This window comes from Streptomyces xingningensis (genome assembly GCF_054957865.1).
Genome location: NZ_JBDJPF010000066.1, coordinates 1 through 18,227, shown reverse-complemented (window position 1 = coordinate 18,227; position 18,227 = coordinate 1). Strand labels below are relative to the sequence as shown.

16 protein-coding genes are annotated in these 18,227 nt (G+C 68.2%); 9 read left to right on the top strand and 7 right to left on the bottom strand.

Going from position 1 to position 18,227, the window contains the following annotated elements:
- The first annotated feature begins 607 nt into the window (after nt 1-607).
- The gene (gene glgP, locus ABCR83_RS27105) at nt 608-3,244 is read left to right on the top strand and encodes an alpha-glucan family phosphorylase (RefSeq protein ID WP_462697830.1); all 2,637 of its coding nucleotides are present in this window, start codon (nt 608-610) and stop codon (nt 3,242-3,244) included.
- 76 nt (nt 3,245-3,320) lie between these two features.
- On the opposite strand, the gene ABCR83_RS27100 is transcribed toward glgP, so the two are convergent.
- From ABCR83_RS27100 to ABCR83_RS27090, 3 genes are all read right to left on the bottom strand, one after another.
- Nucleotides 3,321-4,880 carry a M4 family metallopeptidase gene (locus ABCR83_RS27100; protein ID WP_462697829.1) on the bottom strand — a complete coding sequence of 520 codons (1,560 nt, stop codon included), beginning with the start codon at nt 4,878-4,880 and terminating at the stop codon, nt 3,321-3,323.
- 249 nt (nt 4,881-5,129) lie between these two features.
- Nucleotides 5,130-6,617: a M4 family metallopeptidase gene (locus ABCR83_RS27095; RefSeq protein WP_462697828.1), complete on the bottom strand. Its 1,488-nt coding sequence runs from the start codon at nt 6,615-6,617 to the stop codon at nt 5,130-5,132.
- 306 nt (nt 6,618-6,923) lie between these two features.
- On the bottom strand, nt 6,924-9,239 hold the full coding sequence (locus ABCR83_RS27090) for a M4 family metallopeptidase (RefSeq protein WP_462697827.1): 2,316 nt from the start codon (nt 9,237-9,239) through the stop codon (nt 6,924-6,926).
- 413 nt (nt 9,240-9,652) lie between these two features.
- Here ABCR83_RS27090 and ABCR83_RS27085 point away from each other — a divergent pair, with 413 nt between their 5' ends.
- The 3 genes from ABCR83_RS27085 to ABCR83_RS27075 are packed head-to-tail and all read left to right on the top strand — an operon-like array spanning nt 9,653 to nt 11,407.
- On the top strand, nt 9,653-10,093 hold the full coding sequence (locus ABCR83_RS27085) for a hypothetical protein (protein WP_462697826.1): 441 nt from the start codon (nt 9,653-9,655) through the stop codon (nt 10,091-10,093).
- A gap of 18 nt (nt 10,094-10,111) precedes the next feature.
- On the top strand, nt 10,112-11,107 hold the full coding sequence (locus tag ABCR83_RS27080; protein ID WP_462697825.1) for a hypothetical protein: 996 nt from the start codon (nt 10,112-10,114) through the stop codon (nt 11,105-11,107).
- A gap of 24 nt (nt 11,108-11,131) precedes the next feature.
- Complete coding sequence (locus ABCR83_RS27075; protein ID WP_462697824.1) at nt 11,132-11,407, top strand: hypothetical protein; 276 nt, start codon at nt 11,132-11,134, stop codon at nt 11,405-11,407.
- A gap of 30 nt (nt 11,408-11,437) precedes the next feature.
- Here the strand turns inward: ABCR83_RS27075 and ABCR83_RS27070 are convergent, their stop codons facing one another.
- From ABCR83_RS27070 to ABCR83_RS27055, 4 genes are all read right to left on the bottom strand, one after another.
- Nucleotides 11,438-11,626, bottom strand: a complete 189-nt coding sequence (locus ABCR83_RS27070; protein ID WP_462697823.1) for a hypothetical protein — start codon at nt 11,624-11,626, stop codon at nt 11,438-11,440.
- A 3-nt stretch (nt 11,627-11,629) separates the two neighbouring features.
- Nucleotides 11,630-11,761: a hypothetical protein gene (locus ABCR83_RS27065; RefSeq protein ID WP_462697822.1), complete on the bottom strand. Its 132-nt coding sequence runs from the start codon at nt 11,759-11,761 to the stop codon at nt 11,630-11,632.
- A gap of 542 nt (nt 11,762-12,303) precedes the next feature.
- Nucleotides 12,304-12,657 (bottom strand): ASCH domain-containing protein, encoded by a 354-nt coding sequence (locus ABCR83_RS27060; RefSeq protein WP_462697821.1) that lies wholly within the window; start codon nt 12,655-12,657, stop codon nt 12,304-12,306.
- Nucleotides 12,658-12,671: 14 nt separating this feature from the next.
- Nucleotides 12,672-14,225: a tetratricopeptide repeat protein gene (locus tag ABCR83_RS27055; RefSeq protein ID WP_462697820.1), complete on the bottom strand. Its 1,554-nt coding sequence runs from the start codon at nt 14,223-14,225 to the stop codon at nt 12,672-12,674.
- A 340-nt stretch (nt 14,226-14,565) separates the two neighbouring features.
- Here ABCR83_RS27055 and ABCR83_RS27050 point away from each other — a divergent pair, with 340 nt between their 5' ends.
- The 5 genes from ABCR83_RS27050 to ABCR83_RS27030 are packed head-to-tail and all read left to right on the top strand — an operon-like array spanning nt 14,566 to nt 18,144.
- Nucleotides 14,566-15,405 carry an aspartyl/asparaginyl beta-hydroxylase domain-containing protein gene (locus tag ABCR83_RS27050; RefSeq protein WP_462697819.1) on the top strand — a complete coding sequence of 280 codons (840 nt, stop codon included), beginning with the start codon at nt 14,566-14,568 and terminating at the stop codon, nt 15,403-15,405.
- Between the two features lie 51 nt (nt 15,406-15,456).
- Nucleotides 15,457-16,353: a nucleotidyltransferase domain-containing protein gene (locus tag ABCR83_RS27045; protein ID WP_462697818.1), complete on the top strand. Its 897-nt coding sequence runs from the start codon at nt 15,457-15,459 to the stop codon at nt 16,351-16,353.
- Nucleotides 16,350-16,925, top strand: coding sequence for an SLOG cluster 4 domain-containing protein (locus ABCR83_RS27040; protein WP_462697817.1), 576 nt, complete (start codon nt 16,350-16,352; stop codon nt 16,923-16,925). Before ABCR83_RS27045 ends, ABCR83_RS27040 begins: the two co-directional genes overlap by 4 nt.
- Nucleotides 16,922-17,470 (top strand): orotate phosphoribosyltransferase, encoded by a 549-nt coding sequence (locus tag ABCR83_RS27035; protein WP_462697816.1) that lies wholly within the window; start codon nt 16,922-16,924, stop codon nt 17,468-17,470. Before ABCR83_RS27040 ends, ABCR83_RS27035 begins: the two co-directional genes overlap by 4 nt.
- The gene (locus ABCR83_RS27030) at nt 17,467-18,144 is read left to right on the top strand and encodes an HAD family hydrolase (protein WP_462697815.1); all 678 of its coding nucleotides are present in this window, start codon (nt 17,467-17,469) and stop codon (nt 18,142-18,144) included. The genes ABCR83_RS27035 and ABCR83_RS27030 overlap by 4 nt, the downstream gene beginning before the upstream one ends.
- Nucleotides 18,145-18,227: the final 83 nt, after the last annotated feature.

Genomic DNA, 18,227 nt, shown 5'->3' with positions numbered 1-18,227 from the left:
AATCACCTGGGAGTTCGACGGAAACCGGAGGACCGGCTCGGGATCTGGCGAGTTCTGCTCTTTCTATCCGCTTCGCCGGCCGTCGGCGGTGCGCGGGCATGACCGCTCCGGCCCGCGTCACCCGGGTGGGCGGAAACGGAAGCGAAGCGGAATCCGGATGGCGGCCAAGATGACGGACGGGCGTTTCTGTATACCGGGGGAGCTTTCCCATCAGGCCCGGGCAGGCATGCCCGCACCGTACGAACTACCGGTGCGTAGTTCCCATGGCACCGCCTGAGGAGGGATGCCCCACCACCGTCACCCGTACGGAGTCTGCTCGCCGGGCCGACGGGCTGCAACGTGACGAAGCGGGGTGGCCAACAGCCGGACGGGGGAAACGCGCCCTGGCAAAGCCTTCGAAGGTCGCAGCGACTTCTGGCCTTAGACACTGCTGGTGGACGCGGGACGTATTTCTGGGTCGTACCAGCGCAGCAACACCTGCCCACCCCTCGTCGGACGTCAACTACGCGCGCTGCGGCTGACGTTGCCGCAGCATCGGTTCAGGCGTAAGAGCGCACTTGGCGGCTTGGCCCCGAACCGCCGGTGCCGCACCGCTACCGTCGTGCGGGTGAAGGCCATTCGTCGATTCAGCGTGCGCCCCGTCCTTCCGGAGCCCCTACGACCGCTCAGCGAGCTGGCGCGCAATCTGCGCTGGTCCTGGCACCCCGAGACCCGTGAGCTGTTCCAGACCCTCGACCCCGAGGGCTGGCGGGCCGCCGACGGCGATCCGCTGCGGCTGCTGGGCGCCGTCTCCGCCACCCGCCTCGCCACCCTCGCCGCCGACCGCCGCTTCCGCCGCCGGCTCGCGGCCGCCGCCGACGACCTGCAGGACTACCTCACCGGCCGCCGCTGGTACCAGGAACAGCCGCCCGGACTCCCGGCCGCCGTCGCCTACTTCTCGCCCGAGTTCGGCATCACGGCCGCCCTTCCCCAGTACAGCGGAGGCCTGGGCATCCTGGCCGGCGACCATCTGAAGTCCGCCAGCGACCTGGGCGTCCCGCTGATCGGCGTCGGACTGCTCTACCGGCACGGCTACTTCCGGCAGTCCCTCTCCCGCGAAGGCTGGCAGCAGGAGCACTATCCCCTGCTCGACCCCAATGAACTCCCGCTGTCCATGCTCCGGGAACCCGACGGCACCCCCAGCCGCATCTCGCTCGCCCTCCCCGGCGGCCGCTCGCTGCGCGCCCACATCTGGCGCGCCCAGGTCGGGCGGGTGCCCCTGCTGCTCCTGGACTCCGATGTCGAGGAGAACGGCCACGGCGAGCGCGATGTCACCGACCGGCTCTACGGCGGAGGCAGCGAACACCGCTTGTTGCAGGAGATGTTGCTGGGCATCGGCGGGGTGCGTGCGGTCCGTACCTACTGCCGTCTCACCGGCCACCCCGCGCCCGAGGTCTTCCACACCAACGAGGGCCACGCCGGCTTCCTCGGCCTGGAGCGCATCCGCGAACTCACCGAACGGGGCGCGGACTTCGACTCCGCACTGGAGAGCGTCCGGGCCGGCGCCGTCTTCACCACCCATACGCCGGTCCCCGCCGGAATCGACCGCTTCGACCGCGAACTCGTCGCCCGGCACTTCGGCGAGGGCGCGGAGCTGCCCGGCATCGACGCCGACCGGATCCTCGCCCTCGGCGTGGAGAGCTACCCCGGCGGCGAGGCGGGACTCTTCAACATGGCCGTGATGGGGCTGCGCCTGGCCCAGCGCGCCAATGGCGTCTCCACCCTGCACGGCAGGGTCAGCCGGGAGATGTTCGCCGGCCTGTGGCCGGGCTTCGACGCCGAGGACGTGCCGATCACCGCCATCACCAATGGAGTTCACGCCCCCAGCTGGGTGGCCCCCGAGGTCTTCCGCCTCGGCGCCCGGCAGATCGGCGTCAGCCGCGCCGAGGACGCCCTCACCATCGGCGGCTCCGAGCGCTGGGACTCGGTCGCGGACATCCCCGACTCCGACATCTGGGAGCTGAGGAGCACCCTGCGCGAGCACCTCGTCGAGGAGGTGCGCGAGCGGCTGCGCGCCTCCTGGCGCGAGCGCGGTGCCGGCACGGCCGAACTCGGCTGGATCGACGGCGTGCTGGACCCGGCCGTCCTCACCATCGGCTTCGCCCGGCGGGTCCCCTCCTACAAGCGCCTGACCCTGATGCTCCGCGACCGCGAACGCCTGGCCGGGCTGCTCCTCGACCCCGAACGCCCGATCCAGATCGTGGTCGCCGGCAAGGCCCACCCCGCCGACGACAGCGGCAAGCGCCTCGTCCAGGAACTGGTCCGCTTCGCCGACGACCCCCGGGTGCGGCACCGCATCGTCTTCCTGCCCGACTACGGCATGGCCATGGCCCAGAGGCTCTACCCCGGCTGTGATGTCTGGCTCAACAACCCGCTGCGCCCGCTGGAGGCCTGTGGCACCTCCGGGATGAAGGCGGCCCTCAACGGCTGTCTCAACCTGTCCGTCCTGGACGGCTGGTGGGATGAATGGTACGAGCCGGACTTCGGCTGGGCCATCCCCACCGCCGACGGCTCCGCCAGCGACTCCATGGACGACGCCCGCCGCGACGACCTGGAGGCCGCCGCCCTCTATGACCTGCTGGCCCAGCGGGTGGCCCCGCGCTTCTACGACAGGGGCCCGGATGGACTGCCCGGCCGCTGGATCGAGATGGTCCGCCACACCCTGGCCACCCTGGGACCGAAGGTCCTCGCGGGGCGCATGGTGCGTGAATATGTGGAACTGCTCTATGGCCCCGCCGCCGAGGCCCAGCGAGCACTGGCCCCCGACGCGGCCCGTGAACTCGCCACCTGGAAGGCCCGGGTGCACTCCGCCTGGCCGGCCGTCTCCATCGACCATGTCGAAGCCTTCTCCGACACTCCCCTCAACGGCACCGCCGAACTCGGCGCCACCCTCTCGCTCCGGGTCAGCGTCCGCCTCGGTGACCTCGACCCCTCCGATGTCGAGGTCCAGGCCGTGGCGGGCCGCGTCGACCAGGCCGACCGGCTCACCGGCACGTCCGCCGTCCCGCTGAAGCCCACCGGTGCCCCCGGCCTGGACGGCCGCCGCCTCTACGAGGGCCCCCTCACCCTCGACCGCACCGGCCCCTTCGGCTACACGGTGCGCATCCTCCCCGCGCACCGCCTGCTGGCGAGCGGCGCGGAGCTGGGACTGGTGGCGGTGCCACCGGAGGCCACGGGAGAGGCGGCCGGGGTGCTGATGCGCTGACCGGCGTTCGCGCCACGGTGACCGGACCGTCGGGTGGCCGGAGAGCGTTCTCCGGCCACCGCTCAACAAGATGGGGCTACTTGACGTTCACCGCGTCCCAGGCGGCCTGCACCGTCTTGTACTGCTTGCTCTTGGTGCCGTAGAGCGCCTTGGCCGCCTTGAGGGTCGCCGAGCGGGCGCCCTTGTAGTCGGTGGTGGAGGTCATATACGTGGTGAGGGCCTTGTACCAGATCTTCTGGGCGGCATCCCGGCCGATGCCGGTGACCTTCTTGCCATTGGCCGTGGGGCTGTTGTACTGGAAGCCGTTGATGCTCTTCCGGCCGCTGCCCTCGGCGAGCAGGTAATAGAAGTGGTTGCCGACGCCCGAGGAGTAGTGCGGGTCGAGCTGGCCGAGACGCGAGTTCCAGGCGTCGGGCGAGTCGCCGTCCTTGCTGGGCTTGTCCATGTAGCGGATCGGCCTGCCCAGCTTCTCACCGAGGAAGTAATTCCCGGGAGCCGTCTTGTTCTTGGCGTAGAACTCGACGGCGGTGCCGAAGATGTCGGAGGTGGCCTCGTTGAGGCCGCCGGACTCACCGCTGTACCGGAGGTTGGCGGTGGCCGAGGTGACGCCATGGGTCATCTCATGGCCCGCGATGTCGAGGGACGTCAGCGGGTGCTTGTTGTCCTTGCCGTCGCCATAGACCATGCAGAAGCAGTCGTCGTTCCAGAAGGCGTTGTCGTAGCCATTGCTGTAGTGGACGAAGGAGCGCGCGGCCTTGCCGTCGCCCTTGATTCCCTTGCGGCCGAAGACGTTCTTGTAGTAGTCCCAGGTCGTGGCGGCACCGTACTGGGCGTCGACGGCGGCGGTCTGGGCCATGGTCGGCTTGCCATTGCCCCAGGTGTCACGGGAGTTGCTGAAGGGCGGGAAGGTGCCGTCCTCCCGGTGCTGGGCGTTGTACACCTGCTGGCCACCACGCGGGTTGTCGCGCAGGTAGTAGAGCTTGCCGATCTTGACGCTGCCGACCTTGACCCGGCCGCTGTACTCGCTGGTGCCCGTGCCGGTCTCGATGGCCTGGTACTCGTACAGCTTCGCGCCGGTGGCCGCGTCGGTGACGACATGCAGCTGGCTGGGGGTGCCGTCGTGCTGCAGACCGCCGACGACGGTCTCATAGGCGAGCACGGGCTTGCCCTGGGCGGCCCAGATGATCTTGCGGGGCGCCTTGTCCTTGGCGAACTTGCCGCCCTTGTCCGTGGACTTGGCGAAGGACATGGCGGACTTCTCCGCCACCGGGGGCGCGATCTTCGCCTTGGTGGTGGGGACCTTGATGGTGGCCTCGGTGGCCTTGTCGACGTCCTCGATCTCGCCGTTCTTCTTGGCCTGGTGGACGACGACATCGCCGCCGAGGACGGGCAGTCCGTCGTAGGTGCGCTCGTACCGGGTGTGGACGGTGCCGTCCGGGTCGGTGATGACGCCGCGCGGGATCAGCTTCTCCTTGGCGCCCAGGTGCAGGGCCTTGGCCGGGTCGTCCGTGCCGTCGGCGGCCTGGGCCGGAGTGGTGAAGCCGGCGGCCAGCAGGACCGTGGCGATCGAGGCCGCACTCACGGCGACCGCGGGGCGGCGGATGGCGGAACGAGCTATTCGGGACGTGCGCATCATGCTCCTGGTCTTTGGGGGCGCCGGCCGTGGGATCACGACCGACCGCGCCATTTTGATCGAACTTGCGTACGTCTCGCCGGGAATATCGGGACTGGAGTGACGGCAGTTTGATAAAGATTTCGTCAAGTTCGCTTAATGAAAAGGGAGTTAAGGGGTGAATGAGATGGAATTGCATATTCCACCATCGCGGCAGCTGGCCTGCCTTGACGAACGCCCGTCCATGTCAGGGGCGTTGAGGTCCCCGGTCGGTTACCTGACGTTGACGGCGGTCCAGGCCGCGGCGACCGTCCGGTACTGGGTGCTGTTCCGGCCGTAGAGCGCCTTGGCGGCCTTGAGGGTCGCCGAGCGGGCGCCCTTGTAGTCGGTGGTGGAGGTCATATACGTGGTGAGGGCCTTGTACCAGATCTTCGCCGCGGCCTCGCGGCCGATGCCGGTGACCTTTTTGCCGTTGTAGGTGGGGCTGTTGTACTTGATGCCGTTGATGGTCTTCTTGCCGCTGCCCTCGGCGAGCAGATAGAAGAAGTGATTGGCCACGCCCGAGGAATTGTGCCCCTCGAGCTTGCCGACCTTGGGGCTCCAGTAGTCGGCGGACTTGCCGTCCCTGCTGGGCTTGTCCAGGTAGCGCATCGGCTTGCCGTCACCAGTGAGGTTGACCTGCTCACCGATCAGGTAATTGGCCGGGTACTTGTGGCTCTTGGCGTTGTAGAACTCGATGGCGGTGCCGAGGATGTCGGAGGTGCCCTCGCTCAGCCCCGAGGACTCGCCGGAGTTCTTGAAGTCGGCCGTGGCGCGCATGACGCCATGGGTCATCTCATGGCCCACCAGGTCGAGGGAGGTGACGGGGTGCTTGTCGTCCTTGCCGTCGCCGAAGGCCATGCATTCGCAGTAGGTGTCCCAGAAGGAGTTGGCGAACTTCTTGCCGTAGTGGACAAGGGTGCGGCTGGCCTTGCCATCGTTCTTGAAGCCCTTGCGGCCGAATACGTTCTTGTAGAAGTCCCAGCTCACGGCCGCGCCGTATTGCACGTCGACGGCAGCGGTCTGCGCAGTGCCCGGCTTGCCGTCCCCCCACTTGTCGGTGGAATTCCTGAAGTCCGGGCCGTCCTCCTCGAACTTGTGCCGGGCGTTCAACGGTTGATGGCCGCCACGGGCGGTGTCCTTCATCAGGTACCCGGCGCCGGCCTTGACGGTGCCTATGGTGACCTTGCCGTTGTATTCGCCGGTTCCGGTGCCGTTGTCGATGTCCTGGGTTTCGGAGAGCTTCTTGCCGGTGGTGGCGTCGGTGATGAGGCGCACTCGGCTGGGGGTGCCGTCCGGCTGTACACCGGTGATGATGGTTTCGTAGGCGAGGACGGGCTTGCCTTCAGCGGCCCATATCACCTTGCGAGGTGCGACGTTGGCGGCCAGGGAGTTCCGTGCCGCCGGGGGCGCGGCCTTGGGCTTGGTGGTGGGGACGGTGATGGCGGCGTTGGTGGCCTTGTCGACGTCCTCGATCTCGCCGTTCTTCTTGGCCTGGTGGACGACGACATCGCCGCCGAGGACGGGCAGTCCGTCGTAGGTGCGCTCATAGCGGGTGTGCACCGTGCCGTCCGGGTCGGTGATGGTGTCCCGGGGGATCAGTTTCTCCTTGGCGCCCAGGTGCAGAGCCTTGGCGGGGTCATCCGTCCCGTCGGCGGCCTGGGCCGGGGCGGCGGTGAAGCCGGCGGCCAGCAGGACCGTGGCGATCGAGGCCGCGCTCACGGCAACCGCCGGACGACGGTGACCGGAACGGGGTATTCGGGATGTACGCACTCGTGCTCCTACGCGCTATGGGGCTGTTGGTCCGGATTGATCACGGACAAGCCACACAGTTGTATCGAACCTGCGTGCGTAAAACTGTGGTCGGTGAGGCTGAAGTGATGAGAGAGGCGGTAAAGATTTCCTCAAGTCTCCATGATGAGTGCGGAATAAAGGGTGAAACGGACAAGGCGGGCATGAGAAGGCGCCGCCCGGGGGAGTTGTCCTCACCCCGGACGGCGCCTGGTTCAACAGGGCGCGAGTGTCAGCTCAGAAGGTCAGCCGCCACTTGTTGAGGTAGCCGGTGTCACCCGAGTACACGTCCTGCACCTTGAGCTTCCAGGTGCCGTTGGCCGGCACGGCGGAGGCGTCCACGGTGTAGGTCTCGGTGACATCCGCGGCCGAGTCCCAGGCGTCGGAGTTCTTCAGCCGCCAGGTCTTGCCGTTGGGGGCCACCAGGTCGACCACGAGGTCACCGCGGTAGGTGTGCTTGATCTCGACATAGGCCTTGAGGGTCTTGGACCCATTGCCGCTGCGCGTCACGACGATGGGCGAGGTGATCGCCGGACCGGCGTCCGGGATCTGTACCTGGGTCGAGTTCTCGAAGACGCTCCCGCCACCCGAGTCGTTGACGATCCACTTGAAGGACGCGCTGCCGGTCTTGCCCGCGGAGTCCTTCACCGTCACCGCCACATTGCTGGTGCCGGTGGCGGTCGGGGTGCCGGAGATCAGCCCGTTGGAGGAGCCGATCGACAGACCGGCGGGCAGCCCGGTGGCCGAGTAGCTCAGGGTGCCGGGGTTGGAGCTGGTTGCCGTGATCTGCAGGGAGACCGCCGTGTTCACCTGGGTGGTCTGGTCACCGGGTGCGGTGATGTTGACGCCGCTGCCGGTGGAGAGCCGGCTGCCGACATTGACCGCCGCCCAGGCGTTGCCCACGTTGTTGTAGGTGTCGCTGCCGACGCCGAACAGTTCGCCGGCCGCCCACAGGGTGGCGTCCCGCGCACCCGCGTAGTCGGTGTTGGACCGCATCTTCTCGGTCAGCGCCTTGAACCAGATCTTCGCCACATTGTCCCGGCCGATGCCGGTGACGGGCAGCCCGTCGGAGGTCGGGCTGTCGTAGTGGAAGCCGTTGATGTCCTTGGGACCGCTGCCCTCGGAGGCCAGGTAGAAGAAGTGGTTCGCCGGGCCCGAGGAGTAGTGCACGTCCACGCCGCCGATGCCGGAGTACCAGCTGTCCTTGGACCGGCGGTCCTTGCTGGGCTTGTCCATGTAGCGCAGCGGGGTGCCGTCGCCATTGATGTCGATCTTCTGCCCGATGAAGTAATTGCCCGGGCTGGCAGGGTTGTTGGCCCAGAACTCGACGGACTTGCCGAAGATGTCGGAGGTGGCCTCGTTGAGGCCGCCGGACTCACCGCTGTAGGTGAGGTTGGCCGTCGCCGAGGTGACACCGTGCGTCATCTCGTGCGCCGCCACGTCGATCGAGGTCAGCGGCTTGGCGTCATTGGCGCCGTCGCCATAGGTCATGCAGAAGCAGCTGTCGTCCCAGAAGGCGTTGATGTAGCTGCTGCCGTAGTGGACCCTGCTGTATGCGCCCACCCCGTCGCCGCGGATGCCGCTGCGGCCGTGCACGGTCTTGTAGTAGTCCCAGGTGAGCTGGGCGCCGTAGTGCGCGTCGGCCCCGGCGGTGGCCGGGTCGTTGACCGTGCCGTCCCCCCAGATGTCCGTGGAGTTGGTGAACAGCGTGCCGGTGCCGGACGACCCGTGCTGCAGGTCGTAGGTCTTGTGGCCGCCGCGGGTGGGGTCGTTGAGCTCATAGCTGCCGCTGGTGCCGATGGTGACCTGGCCGCTGTACTGGGTGTTCCCGGTGCCGGTCTTGATGCCCTGGAACTGGAACAGCTTCTTCCCGGTCTTGGCGTCCGTGATGACATGCAGCTGGTTGGGCGTGCCGTCGTCCTGGAGGCCGCCGACCACGGTCTCATAGGCCAGGACCGGGGTGCCCTTGGCCGCCCAGATCACCTTGCGGGGCGCGATGTCGGCCTTCTTGGCCTTGGATCCCTGTGCGGTCGCGGCCTTCACCGCGTCCTTCTCGGCGGCGGAGGCGGCGAAGGAGGCGGTGGTCGAGGCGATCGCCAGCCGGGCCTTGTTCGCCTTGGCGACGGTCTTGATGGTGCCGCCCTTGGTCGCGTCGACGACCAGGTCGCCGCCGAGGACCGGCAGCCCGTCGTAGGTCCGCTCATAACGGGTGTGCAGGGTGCCGTTGTTGTCCTTGACGGCATCCTTGACGACCAGCTTCTCCTTGGCCCCGAGGCCCAGGGTCCTGGCGGTCTGCGCCTTGGTCGCATTGGCGTCGCGGATCAGCTCCGCGCGTTGTGAGGGGGACAGCTTCGCGGGCTGGGCGCCGGGGTCCGACTTGGCGATCTTCTGCTGGGGTGCGGACCGCTTCGCCTGGTCCGTACCGGCGTTGGCGGCACCCGACTGCACTCCGACGGTGATCAACGCGGTGGCGGCGACCAGCGCACCGGTGGCCATGGCGCGTTGGCGGGAGCCGGATTTCCTGGTGGTGGATCTCTGGGGGGTGGATCTCACACTGACTCCTTCTGCGGCGGCCACGCCAGGTGGGTGCATGGCCGGACGGCCGGACGGCCGAGCCGGCCGCCCGGGCTGAACACGGCAGAACAAGTGGAGATTGCGCAGAATTGCGGTAGTTGGCCGAGGTGAGGAGGTGGGGGTGCGGTGCTGTGGGGGGTGTCCAACGTCGGTCGAGGTGCAGAGTGCCACCGACCACATGGACATGTCAGGAGTGCGACGGCAAGTTGGCCGGAAACTGTCCGTTGGCCAAAGATCGCTGTCCGGATAACGGGCACGAGGAGCGGAATGGTGACGTCAAGGTCTCGCTAAGAGGGGGTGAGAGGCATGTGCCCTCTTGTTAGCGTCCAGAACTGGTGTGGCGGATGTGACTACGCCACAGGGTTGCCATCGGTGCCAGTGAGGGCGGAAGCGTGGCGTTCAACGATGAGTGGGCCCGGCTCAAGGCCGACACCGCCACCCGGATGCGGCTGAATGGTGCCGGTGGTGGTTCCCAGGATCGACTGGTGGTTCATCAGGACGATCTGGGGCGGGTCGGCCATGACGCCTTCGAACTGCATGGTCGGTTGGGGAAGGCCGCGGATGTCGCCCGGGGCGGGGGAGAAGGGGTGACCGCCAAGGCGGCCCGAGTCCTCGGACAACACAACTTCGCCACCGGCAGTGCGCTGAGCGCGGCCGTCACGGTGTGGGGCGACCAGGTCAAGACGCTGATGCAGGCGTGCGCGCACATTTCCAACCACCTGGATTTCACCAAGGCCACCCATGCCGAGGACGATGCCCAGATCGCCGCGTCACTGCGGCACCGCGACGGCAGCGCGGTGTCCGTTTCCGAGATCTCCAAGTATTTCGATTAGCGGGGCAGGGACCACGGCATGGCCAAGCTGACCTATGACGATCTCCTCCAACTGCCCCTGGAAAACCTGGGCGAGGCGGTGGCGGAATGGAAGGACATGGTGAGCCGGCTCGACGGGCTGGCGAAGGACGCCAACGACGGAATGGCGAAACACTCCGATGCCGCACGCTGGGAAGGCGCCAACTCCGATGTCACCAAGCCATTTGTGCGCAAGACCGCCGATGAGTTCCGGGCTGCCCATACCGAGGCGCAGAGTATCTGGACCGTGCTCAGCCAGGCGCATGACGACCTCGAGTGGGCCCAGACAAACCTGAAGACCGCGGTGTCGGATGCCCAGAAGCGCGGCTTTGTGGTCATGGACAAGCGGGACGGCACCGTCGGCTGCGAGTTCGCGATCTGTGGCACGACCCCGCCGAAACCGGAGGAGATGCAGGCCAAGCAGACCTTCGAAGACCGCATCAACAGCCTGATAGCCAAGGCGGAGGAGATCGACGGTGGCGTCGCGCAGGCACTGGGGAAGAGCCATGGCAACGACAGCCACAACTTCGCCCGCCATGCGGTGTACCGGACCGTGGACGAGGCCCGGGCCGAGGCAAAGGTCCAGATCGACTCGGAGGAGTACACCCGGCCGGACAAGTTCGGCAGCAGCACCGTCAAACCGGCGGCAGAATTCCTGAGTTACCGCTCCTGGATCAACAGCACGGATTCCTTCCTGCACGGGGACTACCGCAAAGGCTGGGACTACCTCATGGGCGGTACCCCGTCATGGTCCGCCGGAGAGGTGAGCAAGGGCCTGGAGAAAAACATCGGCGGCGGCGGACGACACCGAAAGCCCTCGGCCGTCAACCTGCTTGGCCGATTCGGCAGCAAGGTGTTCGGTTGGCCCGTCGCACTCGTGGCCACCGCGGTGGACTACTATTACACGCCGCCCGGCGAATTCGACCGGGACAAAACCAAGGACACCAAGGTCGTCGCCCCGAGAGACCCGGGCAGCCGTCCGGTGAAATGGAAGTAGCGCCCACCCATGGAAGCAGCGCCGATGAATGACGACTCCGCCGGAGCGCGTCGTCGGACCCAGTCCTGGGTGCGCAGACTGCAGGAGCGGCCTCCGCCTCTGCTCCAGGGCCACCGCACGCTGCTGCTGGGAATCGTCGCGGCCGTCGGAGGGATCGCGGGGGCGATCAGAGCGGTGATCGAAGGCGCGGGGATCTGGGAGATCCTCGGCTGCCTCGGAATCGGCATTCTCGGGGTCCTGCTGGCGAGCGTTTATGTCATCGCCTATGCGGGTCGGCCTGCCCGGCGGGGGCGTCGGTGAGCGGGGGCCGGTATGGGGTGGTGGCCCGGATCAGAGGAGACTGATTCCGGCCTGCGCCTTGATGGTGTCCACGGCGTCACTGGTGAGCCACCGAAGTGGCACGACGGTCCATCGTTCACCCTTGCGCATGATCACGGCATTGCCGTCTTTGGTGCGCCCGATGTGTACGAACCCATGGTCCCGGTGCAGGTCTCTCGCCAAGCTTTCGCCGTGGACCATGCGCTACTTCCCTTCGCGCTCCTCATCGTCGGCCATGCTGCTGTAGACGTTACCGTTCTGGGAGACCTGCGTATCGGGGTCGGTGACCTGGTCCCTGTTCTCGTCCGGGTCCCACTCGTCGTCCTTCCTGCCCATCTTGCGCTCCCTCCTGATCATCCTGATCGTCAATGCCATGTCGGCACCGGGCCCGTCAAACTGTGCCGTCTGAGGGCCACTGCTGCGTCGACTTGGGCGGTCCCCTGCCGGTGGCTTCTCAGTCCGTGCTCATGCTTCGTCGCAGCGTTGTGGTCGTGCCCTGCCGCCGCTGTGGTGGCGTCCTGAAAACGCTTGCACGCGCCGCTGCTCGACCGCGTCGGCACCGTCGACGGCCGGTTCTACCGGCAGCTCACTGACGCAAGCAGCACCGAGGACCTCGTCACCCGATGGGCCACTGCCCTCAAGGAGGTCCCCGCCACACTCACCGACGGCTCGTGGGACGTGGGCCGCGTGGTCCGCAACTACTACGAGTGCCGCGGGGGCGACAACAGGGAATGGGAGCCCAGTTGTCACCAGGCTGCGACCGATCACGGAAGGGGCAGCGGGCCGGACAGGCTGCCGGTTGCCGATCTTCCGGGCAACACTCCGGCCCTTCAGCACGTGGCTGTGAGCAGGATAGGTGAACTGCGCGCGGTGGCGCTTCAGTCGGGGAGGAGCTGTAGGTGGATGGCGAGGACGCCAAGGGCTTCCTTCTCAGGTGGGTAGATGTTGTGGCAGGCGGACAGCAGGTCGTCCCGCGTCATGTCCTCGCTGCCGATCGTGGCGTTGTCCTCGGCGTCCAGCATGGCCTCGAAGGACGGGTACTGGTTGACCTTGGTGACACGGGTGCGGACGGAGGCGTCGCCTGAGGTGAACCGCAGCATCTGGCCCGGGGTCAGTTTGCGCATGCTGGGGTAGCCGACGCGGACTTCGATGGTCTTGCGGCCTTCGGCGATCAGTTCCAGGTAGGGCTTGCGGATGTTGATCACGCGTTCGTCGGCATCCGGCTCGGCCATTGCGGGGCTCTCCTTCACTGGACAGCGGGCAGCGTGGAGCGGGTCGACGGGGCTGCTGCGGTGAGGCGTTCGCGCAGGCCCTCCACAGCGGTCTGCCGGGGATAGCGACGGGTGAGGAAGGCCGCGAGGTCGTCGGCCCGGCCCAGGACGGAGTCCACGACGCGGGCGGAGTCCAAGGCCTGGTGCCCGAGGACCACGGCGTCGTCGGGGTCGCCGAGTTGGGCATGGGCAAGCGCGAGGTCGATGCGGGCGATGGCTTCACGGCTGGGTGAACGGGAGGCCGCAGGCGCCGATTCGTAGACGGCCAGGGCGTGCTCGGCATGGCCGCGGGCTGCCTCGGCCCGGCCGAGCCAGATGCAGGCGGTCGCCGGGTACGAGGTGAGCGCGTACTCGGCCAGCGGGGCGACGTCCATGCCGAAGCGCCGGGGCGGGCGGGGAGGCAGCAGCCGATAGGCGTCCTCAGCGGCCTGGAAGGCCATAGTGAACCCGTCGACGTCGCCTTCGGCGGCGGCTGCGCGAGCTGCCTGGGCGTGCAAGCGCACAGTCAAGGGGTGATCGGCCGGGGCTTCGGTGAGGCCCTTGAGGGCGGCTTGGCGGGCCTTGGCAGGGCGGTGCTGGTAGAGGTTGATGGAGGCGGCGGCATCCATCGCCCACGCGCACAGCTGCCCGTGCCCGGCCTGCTGTCCATGAGTGAAGGCATCGGCGGCGAATGCCAGGCCGGTCCTGGCGTCGCCGAGGTCGTGAGCCAGCCACGCCAGGAGCTCGGAGAGCCAGCCGGCGAAGGCGAACAACTCGCGGCCCTGCCGATGGGTATGGCTGCCTCGCAGCATGGCGTCGACCTTGCGGCGGTAGTCCAGCATGGCGTCGAACACCAGATGCGGAGGCTTGAGCGAGTAGGCGTGGTTGAACTCGGTGACAGCCAGATCTAAATGATCGAGGGTGCCGGAGCCGAGGGCGGTTGCCTCTGCCTGGCGAGTGAACTCCATGGCCTCGGTGGCTGCTTGTTCCAGGATGAGTGCGGCGGCTGCCGGCGCGGCCAGGGTCAGTCCGGCGAGTTTCACCGCGTCACGACGCTTCGTCTCGTCCACCTCCGCCCTGGTGTTTGGGCTGGTTTCGCTGGCAGTTGCCCGTCCTGCGGGGAGTGTCGCACTCGCTTTGGACCCGCTCCAAAGTGGATCAGCGGACCTCGGTGAGTAGTCGTTGGCGAAGCCCAACTGCACGGGATTGGTGGCGAACAGGCGGCACAGCAGGTCCTGATAGTCCGGACTGGGCGGGTGGCCGGCTTCCCAGTCCTTCCACGATCGCTCGGCCAGCCCGACCTTGGGGAGCTGTTCGCGTTCGACAAGGTCGTGGGCGGCCTCCACCGCCTGGGCGACGGTCCAGGCCATCGCCAGGCGACGGCACTTGAGGCGGTGGTGCCCACAATGGGCCTCGATCTCCGCTGTGATGGCCGCGACCAACTCGGGCGGCACCACTTCGGGCGAACCAGCTCGGCCGAGTGCGCGCTCCCGCAGGCGCCTCCCGCAGGAGACGTCATGGACCGGACTGCTCGGTGTCGTGCCTGTCACGTTGGCCTCCCCACCGGGCGCGGACCAAGGTCCCGGATGCGCCGCCGAAGATTGCTTGCCTAACCCCTGCACTGGCCAAACCTTCCCGCTGCGGGCGGTCCCACCGCCCGCAGCGGGCGACAGCGCCGCCCATGAGGGGCAGGCATCTCTCACTACCAGCGCAAACGCGGCCGGACCAGTCTGATGCCCAGGCGCCGCGTCCGGCCGACGCACCTTCCCACCGGCTGGGCTCCCCCCTAGCGCGAGGCGAGGACACCGGCCGGACGCGAGCGCCCTCCACCGCCAACCTGCACCGCCCCTTGCCCACCGGGCGGGGCGATGAGACGTGAGAGGGAAACGAATGGGAGATCACCCGCCCACTGGGGCGCTGTCCGATCAGATCGCCCAGCTGGTGAGGCTGGAGCCGACCCGGGTCGAGCGGCTGCGGCACGAGGCCCTGACCGCACCGGCGCCCTGGAAGGCCGAGTACGGCGACTACCAGTCGGGCGGCTGGTGGACGACGTCGCTGATGAACGCCTCCGGCAAAGCGGCCGACATCACGATCACCGACTGCACCGCGAAACCCACCGCCCTGCTGGAACAGATGCCCGCCACGGCCGAACTGCTGGCCGAGCTGGGTCTCTCCTACATGTGGGTACGGCTCGCCAGGCTGGAGGCAAACGCGTTCCTCTGGGAGCACCGCGACTACGACGAACTCACCCACGCCGAGCGACACCGCCTGCACATCCCGCTGCACACCAACTCCTCCGCCTTCCTGGTCACCAGGGGCACGAAGGTCCACATGTCCGACGGGCGGATCTGGCGGCTCACCCCGACCTTCGCGCACGGGGTCTGCAACCTCTTGGGACCGGACCGGATCCACCTGATCGCCGACGTCTACGCGGATAACGCCTATCGGAACCTGGCCGGACCGGCCGAGCTGGAGACGCCGGACGCCGAGGTACTGCCTGAGGCATCCCAGACGGTGCTGGCGGACCGGCTCGCCGCCGCCCGGCGACTGGCCGACCTCGGCTACATCCAGGCGGCCGAACGGCTGCTGCTGCGCCTGTTCTACTCCTTCGCCCTGCCAGAGGGCACCACGTACGACCTGATCACCGAGCTGCACACCTGCCTCGGCGACACCGAGTCCAGCACCCGCTGGGCCCAGGCGAAGACCAAGCTCCTCGCGCTCACCGCCTGAACACGCGAACGGTCCCTTCATCCGCTGCACCCCTTCCTGGAAGGACTGCGCATGCCTGCCACGCTCATCACCGCCCCGCCCGACCTGCGGCTGGCCGAACTCGCCGAAGTCAACCGGCCGGTGCAGCTGCCGCTGGTCACCCGCACCGCCGAACTGCTGGTCGCCGCCCCGGCGGTGACCCACCTGCTGGTTCGCGGCTCGCTCGCTTCCGGCACTGCGGACCGGCTCTCGGACGTGGACTTCCTCGTCGGCATCCGCGACGGCGCGCTGCCTGCCTTCATCTCGGCCCTGGACGACCTGATGGCCGTCGAGGCCGGAGCCTTGCTGCCTGGCTGGCGGGACAGCATCGTCGTGGACCTGGGCGGGATCGGGTTCGTCTTCCTGGTCCCGCACGACGGGAAACTGCACCAGATCGATCTGTACCTGGCTCCCGCGTCGCAGGTCCCCGCGATCCGCCGTCGCGTCGCCGGCGCGATCCTGTTCGAACGTGAGCCGTCGGAGACGACTACCTCGCAGATCCGGCAGGCCAGGGAATGCGTCGCCGAGCAGAGGGCGCGGCCGAAGTCGTGCACCGAGCTGCTCATCGAGCACCTGGTGCTGGCGTTGCTGCTGCACAAGCGCATCCAGCGCGGTCAGCGGTTCATCGCCTACGCCGAATGGCACCTGCTGCACACCGCGACCAAGGACCTCATCAAGACCGCGCTCGCCCCCACTTCCCGGTTCTGGGGCTGGTACCAACTGCGTGAGGAGATCGCACTCACCCCGATCGGCCGGGCCTGCCTGGCCGACCTGGAGATGGCGGTCACCTCCCCGCCCGTCCCGGACGCGGCGGACATCGACGCCGCGCTGGACCGGGTGATCGCGCTGACGAAACGGGCCTGCCCCAGTGCGCTGGACGGCCTGCACGACGCCGTCACCGCGTACCGGACCTACCTGGAGCTGGTATGACACCCACACCGGAGGCGACAGGCAAGACGGCGGTGTTCTTCGGCGGGGTCGTCCCCGCGTCCGAGGACGAAGAGCGGATGGCCGAGGAGATCGGCATGGCCCTGGCCGAGGCCGGGTTCACGCTCCTGCACGGCGGCTACAACGGGCTGATGGAGGCCGCCGCCCACGGCGCCGCTGCCAAGGGCGGCCAGGCGATCGCAGTCACCCTGAAGGACAAGCACCCGGAATGGGGCGACTTCAACCCGCACATCACCGGGGAACTCCACCTGCCCGACCTCGGCGCCCGCCTGAACCACTACCTTGCTCGCGCGGACCTCGTCGTCGCGATGGGCGGCGGCATCGGCACCCTGCACGAACTGACCGCCGCCGTCTACTACGCCGGCAACATCCGCCCCGTTCCGGTCTGGCTCGCCGGCCCCACCGCCCTTCGTCTGCTGGCCTTCCTCAAGCGGGAGAGCTGGCTCTTCGAGTCGCCCACCAGGCCCCTGGGATTCCTCACCCCCATCGCTTCGGCGGCACTGTTCGCCACCGAACTCGCCCACCTGTCCCCGTCAGCAAAGGGGGAAGCGTGACCAGGACCACGAGCATCACAGCTGCCCTGTCGGCTCGGATCGCCGCTGCCTGCGTGGACGGCCCGTTCACCCTCGCTGACGGCCAAGTACTGGACTCGTACTTCGACGAGTTCCGGCTCGCCGGCGACCCTCGGCTGCTGCACGACGTTGCCAAGGCGATGCACGCCTTGGTCCCCGCCGGGGCCGAGGTGCTGGCCGGGGTGGAGCTCGGTGGCATCCCGCTGGTCGTCGCCCTGTCGGCGGCCACCGGCCTGCCGGCCGCCTTCCTGCGACGAATGCCCAAACGCTACGGCTCACAGCAGCAGATCGAAGGCACCCAGGTGGAGGGCCGCCGCGTCGTCCTGATCGATGACGTAGTCCGCTCCGGCGGCCAACTGCTGGCCATGGCCCATGCCCTGAGGGTCGCTGGAGGCCACGTCTCCGACGCGCTCTGCATCTTGGAGCGACCGCTGGGAGGAAAAATGCTGCTCGACGAGCACAGCATCGCCCTCGGTTCGCTGCTGCACGAAAACGACCTGCCCGCCTCGCCCGGGGCGGCGTCATGAAGCCCGTCGTGCTGTTCGACCTGGACGGGGTGCTGCTGGACAGCCAAGCCGCGATGCTGGCCACCCTGGCCGGAGTCGCCACCGCTGCGCTCGGGCGCCGCGTCACGGTCGCGGACCTGCCGCCGGACGCCATCACCACCCCGCGCGTCGAGGTTCTGTCCGCACTCGGCGTCCCGGCCCCGGACGAGCTCTGCGAGATCTGGTGGAACCCGGCCCTGGCCACCGCCGCCGGCACCACCCTGTTCCCCGGCGTTGTCGACGGGATCACCGCCCTGCGGGCCGCCGGGGCCGCCACCGGCCTGGTCACCCTCCAGACCAGAGGCCGCCTGTCCTGGCTCCTGCCACCGGAAGTCTTCGAGCTGATGGACACCACCATCTGCCGCGAGGACGCTGAGCCCAAACCCGCCCCCGACGGCATCTTCCTGGCCCTGGCCCGCCTCGGCGCCACACCCCGCGCGGCGCTCTTCGTCGGCGACACCCTCACCGACCGGTGGGCCGCATTCCAGGCCGGGGCCGCTTTCGCCGGAGCCGGATGGGGATACGCAGGCTGCCGCGCCCTCACCGAAGCGGGCTGTCCGGTGGTGCTGACGAACCCGGCCCAGATCGGCCCCGGCCTGCTCGACCTGATTCCCGGCGGGCGGGCCCCACAGCAGGTGACGACCGCATTCAGCTGAGCGATCTTGACTCTGTACCCGCTACAGTCGGTGGGGGGGGGCAACCCCGCGGGCCGGGGGGGACACCGGGTTAGGGGTGCCCC